7 protein-coding genes are annotated in these 7,096 nt (G+C 62.8%); 5 read left to right on the top strand and 2 right to left on the bottom strand.

Annotated features, from left to right (window positions below):
- On the bottom strand, positions 1–864 hold an 864-nt coding region (cbiE, locus tag FEM54_RS19975), incomplete at its 3' end, for a precorrin-6y C5,15-methyltransferase (decarboxylating) subunit CbiE (RefSeq protein WP_138452624.1).
- Positions 865–902: 38 nt separating this feature from the next.
- On the opposite strand from cbiE, the gene cobG reads away from it, so the two are divergent.
- The 5 genes from cobG to FEM54_RS20000 all read left to right on the top strand — a co-directional run bounded on the left by cobG (position 903) and on the right by FEM54_RS20000 (position 6,250).
- Positions 903–2,249: a precorrin-3B synthase gene (cobG, locus tag FEM54_RS19980; RefSeq protein WP_138452626.1), complete on the top strand. Its 1,347-nt coding sequence runs from the start codon at positions 903–905 to the stop codon at positions 2,247–2,249.
- Positions 2,242–2,868 (top strand): precorrin-8X methylmutase, encoded by a 627-nt coding sequence (locus FEM54_RS19985; protein WP_017136756.1) that lies wholly within the window; start codon positions 2,242–2,244, stop codon positions 2,866–2,868. The genes cobG and FEM54_RS19985 overlap by 8 nt, the downstream gene beginning before the upstream one ends.
- Positions 2,868–3,599 carry a precorrin-2 C(20)-methyltransferase gene (locus FEM54_RS19990; protein ID WP_017136755.1) on the top strand — a complete coding sequence of 244 codons (732 nt, stop codon included), beginning with the start codon at positions 2,868–2,870 and terminating at the stop codon, positions 3,597–3,599. The genes FEM54_RS19985 and FEM54_RS19990 overlap by 1 nt, the downstream gene beginning before the upstream one ends.
- Entirely contained in the window at positions 3,599–5,236 is a 1,638-nt protein-coding gene (gene cobJ / locus FEM54_RS19995) for a precorrin-3B C(17)-methyltransferase (protein WP_138452628.1), read from the top strand. The genes FEM54_RS19990 and cobJ overlap by 1 nt, the downstream gene beginning before the upstream one ends.
- Before the next feature lie 237 nt (positions 5,237–5,473).
- On the top strand, positions 5,474–6,250 hold the full coding sequence (locus FEM54_RS20000; RefSeq protein WP_017136753.1) for a hypothetical protein: 777 nt from the start codon (positions 5,474–5,476) through the stop codon (positions 6,248–6,250).
- Here the strand turns inward: FEM54_RS20000 and FEM54_RS20005 are convergent.
- The gene (locus tag FEM54_RS20005) at positions 6,247–6,843 is read right to left on the bottom strand and encodes a MarC family protein (RefSeq protein WP_017136752.1); all 597 of its coding nucleotides are present in this window, start codon (positions 6,841–6,843) and stop codon (positions 6,247–6,249) included. The two genes, FEM54_RS20000 and FEM54_RS20005, sit on opposite strands and share 4 nt — an antisense overlap.
- Positions 6,844–7,096 lie beyond the last annotated feature (253 nt).

Genomic DNA, 7,096 nt, shown 5'->3' on the forward strand with positions numbered 1-7,096 from the left:
GATCAGCCCTTGGCGACCTGCGTCGGCTTCAATCGCCAGTGCGCGACAACTCGGATGCGCACGCATCCACTCGATGCCGATGGAGCCGCTGCCCGCGCCCACGTCCCAGAGCAATTCGCCCGGCATTGGCGCGAGGCGGGCGAGGGTCATGGCGCGTACATCGCGCTTGGTCAGTTGGCCGTCATGTTTGAAGGCCGAATCCGGCAGCCCGGCGAGGCGTGACAGGCGCGGGGTGTGGGCGTCGGCCAGGCAGTCGATGGCGACGAGATTCAGATCCGCAACCGAAGCGTGTTGCCAATCAGCAGCCAGCCCGTCGATGCGCTGTTCATCTACGCCGCCCAAGTGTTCAAACACGCTCAACCGGCTGAGCCCGAAACCGGACTCGGCTAACAGCGCTGCAATCGCGGCAGGGCTGCGCCCATCATTACTCAGCACCAGCAACCGCACGCCAGTGGCCAGGTGCGTATTAATCGCCGCCAATGGCCGCGCCACCAGGGATAAGGTCACCACCTCCTGCAACGGCCAGCCCAAACGCGCCGCGGCCAACGACACGGAGGACGGCGCCGGTAAAATCAGCAATTCCTCAGCGGCCACCTGTCGCGCCAGGCTGGCACCTACGCCATAGAACATCGGGTCGCCGCTGGCCAGTACGCAGACCGGCTCGCCACGACTGGCCAGCACCGGCTCCAGGGAAAACGGGCTTGGCCATAGCTGGCGCTCGCCACGAATACACACCGGCAGCAGGTCCAACTGGCGCTGGCCGCCTATAATCCGGGTGGCGCGCAACAGGGCATGCCGGGCGTTTCTGCCCAGCCCCTTGAAGCCGTCTTCACCGATGCCTACAACCGTCAGCCAGGGCGACATAAGAATTCCTTGAACGACATCCGACGGGCAGGCTTTTCATGCCGCCGGACAAAGCAGGCATAATACCGCGCCTTTACCCGTCAACCGGTAGCCCCGTGAACCCAACGCCTGCTCTGAATACCATGCGCCCCTCGGCTTGTCCGGGGTTGCTGCGTATCGTCCAGGCGCTGGATGGCGGGATATGCCGGATCAAATTGGCCGGTGGTTCTATCACTGCCGCCCAGGCAGTTGCTGTGGCGGACGCGGCGCAGGCCTATGCGGGTGGGGTGATTGAGGCGACCAACCGCGCCAATTTGCAGATTCGCGGGATCGGTGCCGAGCAAGAGGCGTTGATCGCCGCGCTGCTGGCCGCAGGCCTTGGCCCGAACAACGCCGCTGGCGATGACGTGCGCAACCTGATGCTCAGCCCCAGCGCAGGTATCGACACCCAGATGCTGTTCGACACTCGCCCGCTGGCCGATCAGATCCTTGCCACCTTACAAAACCATCCACGTTTCCATGAGCTGTCGGCCAAGTTCGCCGTGCAGTTGGATGGCGGTGAAGCCCTGGCGATGCTCGAACATCACCATGACTTGTGGCTGTCGGCGTTCGAGCGCGATGGCGAAACACTATTGGCCTTCGGCCTGGCCGGTTGTCCGGGGCTGGATGCACCCTTGGGCGCTGTGCCGCTCGAGCAAGGCTATGCCTTGGTCGTGGCCGTGCTGGAAGCGTTTCTCGACCTGGCGACACCGACGCAAACCCGCATGCGTCATCTGGCTGTGGATAACTTATTGGCCCGCCTGAACCTGCCGTTACTGTCGGTGGATGGGTTAAAACGCCAGCCCAGTGGGGATTTGTTGCACTTGGGCACTTATCCACAGCGACAAAAAGATCTGTTTTACGTTGCCGCCGTTGCGCCGCTGGGTCGTCTGGACTCAAGCATGCTCAAAGGCGCCGCACAGTTGGCTAGTGAGTTCGGCGACGGTACGTTGCGTTTTACGCCGTGGCAGGGCGTACTGCTGCCCAACCTTAAAAACCACGGCGCCGTGACTGAAGGCTTGGAGCAATTGGGCTTCCTTGGCTCAGTCGACCAACCCCTGGCACGCATGATCGCCTGCACCGGCTCAAGCGGCTGCGCCAAAGGCCTGGCCGACACCAAGGCCGATGCCCTGCAACTGGCCGCGCTGCAACCTGGCGCCGAGGTGCACCTGTCCGGCTGCCCACGCTCTTGCGCTGCCGCACACACCGCGCCGGTCACCTTGCTGGCGGTAAGCCCCGGCCACTACGACGTCTATTTTCGCGAGGCAGCCCACCCCGGTTTCGGCCGGCTGCACGCACGCACTCTTTCCATTGAAGCGGCGGGCGCCCTGTTACGCGGCCGCACACGGAGCAACACCGATGATTGATTACATCCGCGACGGTCAGGAGATCTATCGCAACTCCTTCGCCATTATTCGCGCGGAAGCCAAGTTGGAGCGCATCCCTGCCGACCTGGAAAAACTCGCGGTGCGGGTGATTCATGCCTGCGGCATGGTCGACGCCATCGACGGCCTGCAGTTCTCCGAAGGCGCAGGCAAGGCCGGGCGCGATGCGCTGGCCGCTGGCGCGCCGATTTTGTGTGATGCGCGCATGGTCTCCGAAGGCGTGACCCGCGCGCGCCTGCCGGCCAATAACCAGGTGATCTGCACCTTGCGCGACGACAGCGTGCCGGAGTTGGCGCGGGAGCTTGGCAACACCCGTTCAGCTGCCGCGCTGGAACTGTGGCGCCCGCACCTGGAAGGCAGCGTGGTGGTGATCGGCAACGCGCCGACGGCGCTGTTCTACCTGCTGGAAATGCTCGACGCCGGCGCGCCGAAACCAGCGTTGATTCTGGGCTTCCCGGTGGGCTTTGTTGGTGCCGCCGAATCCAAGGCGATGCTGGCGGCCGACAGCCGTGGCGTGCCGTTTGTGATCATGCAAGGCCGCCTGGGCGGCAGTGCGATGGCTGCCGCGGCGGTCAACGCCTTGGCCACGGAGGTCGAGTAATGCAGGCACGCGGACGTTTGATTGGCCTGGGCGTTGGCCCCGGTGACCCCGAACTGATCACCCTCAAGGCGCTGCGCCTGCTGCGCGAGTCGCCGGTGGTCGCGTATTTCGTAGCCAAAGGCAAAAAGGGCAACGCTTTTGGCATCATCGAAGACCATTTGGTCGCGCAGCAAACGCTGATGCCGCTGGTGTACCCAGTGACCACCGAAGTGCTGCCGGCACCGATGTCTTACGAGCAGATCATCAGCGACTTTTACGACAACGCCAGCCTCGACGTGGCCGCGCACCTGGACGCTGGCCGCGATGTGGCGGTGATCTGCGAAGGCGATCCGTTCTTCTACGGCTCCTATATGTACCTGCACGACCGTTTGGCCGAGCGTTATGAAGCCCAGGTTATCCCCGGCGTCTGCTCAATGCTCGGCGGCGCTTCGGTGCTTGGCGCGCCGTTGGTGTACCGCAACCAGAGCCTGTCGGTGCTCTCCGGCGTGTTGCCCCACGATGACCTCAAGCGTCGGTTGGCGGACGCCGATGCCGCCGTGATCATGAAGCTGGGCCGTAACTTTCCAAAGGTGCGCCAGGTGCTGCAAGAGCTCGGTTTGGCCGAACGTGCGCTGTACGTGGAACGCGCGACCATGGCCAACCAGAAGATCGTGCCGCTGGATCAAGTCGACCCAGCGTCCTCGCCGTACTTCTCGCTGATCATCGTGCCGGGTGAAAGGTGGCAAGGTTGATGCGCCCGGCGATTGTCATTCTCGGCCAAGGCAGCCTGGCGACGGCGCGCAAGATCGCGCAGGTTTACCCTGGCGCGCTGATCCACGGCTTGGCCGGGCGAGTTGAAGGGGCGGACCAGACCTACAGTGAGTTCGGCGCGACCCTGCGCCAGCTTTACCAACAAGGCACGCCACTGATTGCCCTGTGTGCTGCCGGTATCGTGATCCGCACGCTGGCGCCGCTGCTGCTGGAAAAAGGCGAAGAGCCCGCCGTGCTGGCCGTGGCTGAAGATGGCAGCGCCGTGGTGCCGTTGCTCGGCGGCCTGGGCGGTGTGAACCGGATGGCGCGCGACATTGGCGCGGCACTCGGCGTCGCCGCGGCGATCACCACCAGCGGCGAGCTGCGTTTTGGCACCTGCCTGCTCAACCCGCCAGCGGGTTATGCGTTGGCGGACCTGGAACTGGGCAAGCGGTTTGTCTCGGACCTGTTGGCCGGCGAAAGCGTGCGCATCGAAGGTGTGGCGCCGTGGCTGGATCAGGCGAATTTGCCGCAGGATCAGCACGCACGGTTGGCGATTCACGTGGGCAGTGCCGAGCGCGTGCCGGCTGCCAATGAGTTGCTGATTTATCCGAAGACGGTGTGTGTCACCTGTAAGCCAGGTGTGGATTTAGCTCTGCGCGTGCGAACGGCTTTGCATGACGCCGGTATCGCCGTGCAATCCCTGGCGTGCCTGCTGGCCAGCGACACGCAGATGGCCGAAGCCTCGTTGCAGCAAGCCGCAGTGGAATTAGGTGTGCCGTTGCGTTTTGCGCAAGTGGCGCAAGGCGCGGACATCGTGATCACAGTGGCAGAGCAACCGCTGGACCTGTCGCATGTCGGCCGTGCCCGTGGCCGCCTTGCCGTGATCGGCCTTGGCCCTGGCGCAGCCGAGTTGATGGTGCCGGCGGTGAAGGCCGAGCTGGCGCGTTGCACCGATGTGCTGGGCTACGAAACCTATGTGCGCATGGCCGGGCCGTTCCGCGACGATCAAGTGCAACACTGCACCGACAACCGCGAAGAAATGCAGCGTGCTCGCCATGCCTTCGAATTGGCCGCTCAAGGCCGTTCGGTGGTGGTGGTGTCGTCCGGTGACCCTGGCGTATTTGCCATGGCGGCGGCGGTGCTTGAGGCGTTGCACGAATCCAGTGACCCGGCCTGGCATCAGGTCGAGCTGGACATTCTGCCGGGCGTCTCAGCCTCGCTGGCTACTGCCGCCCAGGCGGGTGCGCCATTGGGGCATGACTTCTGCGTGATGTCGTTGTCGGACAACCTCAAGCCCTGGTCGATTATCGAAAAACGCCTGGACCTTGCATCCCAGGCCGACCTGGCGCTGGCGTTCTACAACCCGATCTCGCGTTCGCGGCCGTGGCAATTGGGGCGCGCCCTGGAAATCGTCGCGTTGCACCGCACGCCCGCAACACCGGTGGTGCTGGGTCGCGACATTGGCCGCCCTGGCCAGACTTTGCGCGTCACCACGTTGGGGCAGTTGACGCCTGAGCAAGTGGATATGCGCACCATGGTGCTGATCGGCTCGTCCACCACCTGCGTATTCCCCCGCGCCGGTGGCGGCGAATGGGTGTACACGCCACGCTGGTACGGCGAGAAACCCGCTTCCTGAAATCAGCCTGCGGCAGGTAAGAAGGCTCCGAGTAACGCTGGGTGAAAACCTGTTGTTACTCGGGGCTTTTTCTTTTTTTGCCGATGAAAAAAGGAAGGTCTACCGGTATGCCTCGTTATTGCTGGTTGACGTTTTTTCGACGGGGGCGCCAAGCGATGTTTGTGGTCTGGAAAGCGCGCCAGCGGCTGGACTAGTGTGGAGACAAGCCCCATGTGGGGTGCTTGTGGAGAACTGAAAATGGAGCGACATCACAAAAGGATCATCAGTGCCAAAAGGCGCAAGTTGATTGCCGCCTACAAGCTGCCAGGGGCGCCGGGCGCCAAACGCTCGGTGTTCCTGGACGCGGAAGATGACAGCAATGCAGCCGTCGTGAACAACGGTGTGATCTCGTTTATCGAGGGCATGTCGGCGCTGAACCGTGAATACATTCGTAAAAGCTACCTGCTGGCCAGCAGTTATGTGAGTGATGTGTTGAAGGTCCAACGGGGGAGTGAGGCGTGGTATGACGAATTTATCAAGGTGATGGTCAGCCTGGGCTGGTTGCCGGTGCGCAGCGCTTTTGAGCGGGTCTCAAGCTCCGGCAAAGGGCTGACGGTGCAGGTGGCGGCGCTGAATATCATCGCCGCGCTGGCGGCGGCCTCGCTGGCAGGGCCGCTGCTGGCGGCGTTACCAAAACTGGCGGCGGATGCGCTGCTGGCCTTGAAGCAACAGCCTGCCTCGTTTGAGCTGTTCAAGCGCAATAGCACGGTGCATCAGGGCGGTGATTTCGGCCTGGCGTCCTGTGCTGAAACGGCGGGAGAGGTGATGATGGTGCTGGTGACTTACAGCACCCACGGTGTGAGCAAACAGCTGGGCCTGCCGTTTCTGGAGTGGGACAGCTCTTCGGTCGAGGCTTTCAGCGGCCAGACTTGCCTGGTGCTCAATACCTCTGTGGTCAATGAAAAAACCATCCAGCTGATGCGCGAGAGTGCCGGCGACAAGGTGCAACTGGCAATCGCGAAGTACCGGATTTAAGGCACCAGATAACCGCGCACGCCGGTAAAGATGATCTGCGCGGCCAGCGCACACACGAACAACCCCATCAACCGACTGACAATCTGCAAGCCCTGGTCACCCAGAATGCGTTCGATACGGTTGGACAAATACAGCACCACACCAACCGTGAAGCTGGCCAGGGCAATGCTGACGATGGCCATGAACTTGTCATCCCAGTGTGGCTGGCTCACGCCCATCACCAACAGTGCGCCGATGGTGCCGGGGCCGACCGTGAGCGGGATGGTCAGCGGTACGATGGTCACGTCCTGCTGCACATTGTCGGTCTGCACCGCCGACTTGCCCTGGGCCATGCCCAGCGCCGAGATAAACAGCACGCTGCCGGCGCCGATGCGAAAGGCATCCACGGTGATGCCGAACACACTGAAAATCACCCGGCCGAACAGGTAGAGCAACACGCTCGACACCAGCGTGGCCAACGCGACCTTCCAGGCCAGCCGGCGCCGTTCTTTGCTGGAGTAACCACGGGTCAGGCTGATAAAGCAGGACAGCACAAAGAACGGGCTGTAGAGCACCAGCATTTTCAGGTAGACGCTGAATAACACGTGGAGCATGGGCGCGGCTCGCGATAGGAGAGGTTTGCGGAGTCTATCAGGCGCAACCGGGCAAATGTGGGAGCTGGCTTGCCTGCGATAGCGGTGGAGCAGACAAAGGGTGTGTGATTGACACACCGCCATCGCAGGCAAGCCAGCTCCCACGGAGGCTGCATTTCAAGGTCACGACGGGGCGTGTTCCGGCCGCTGCTGACGCTGCGCCACCCAAAACTCCACCAGTTCACGCAACTGCGACAATTCCACCGGCTTGGCC

It is taken from the genome of Pseudomonas edaphica (assembly GCF_005863185.1).
Classification (GTDB): Bacteria; Pseudomonadota; Gammaproteobacteria; order Pseudomonadales; family Pseudomonadaceae; genus Aquipseudomonas; species Aquipseudomonas edaphica.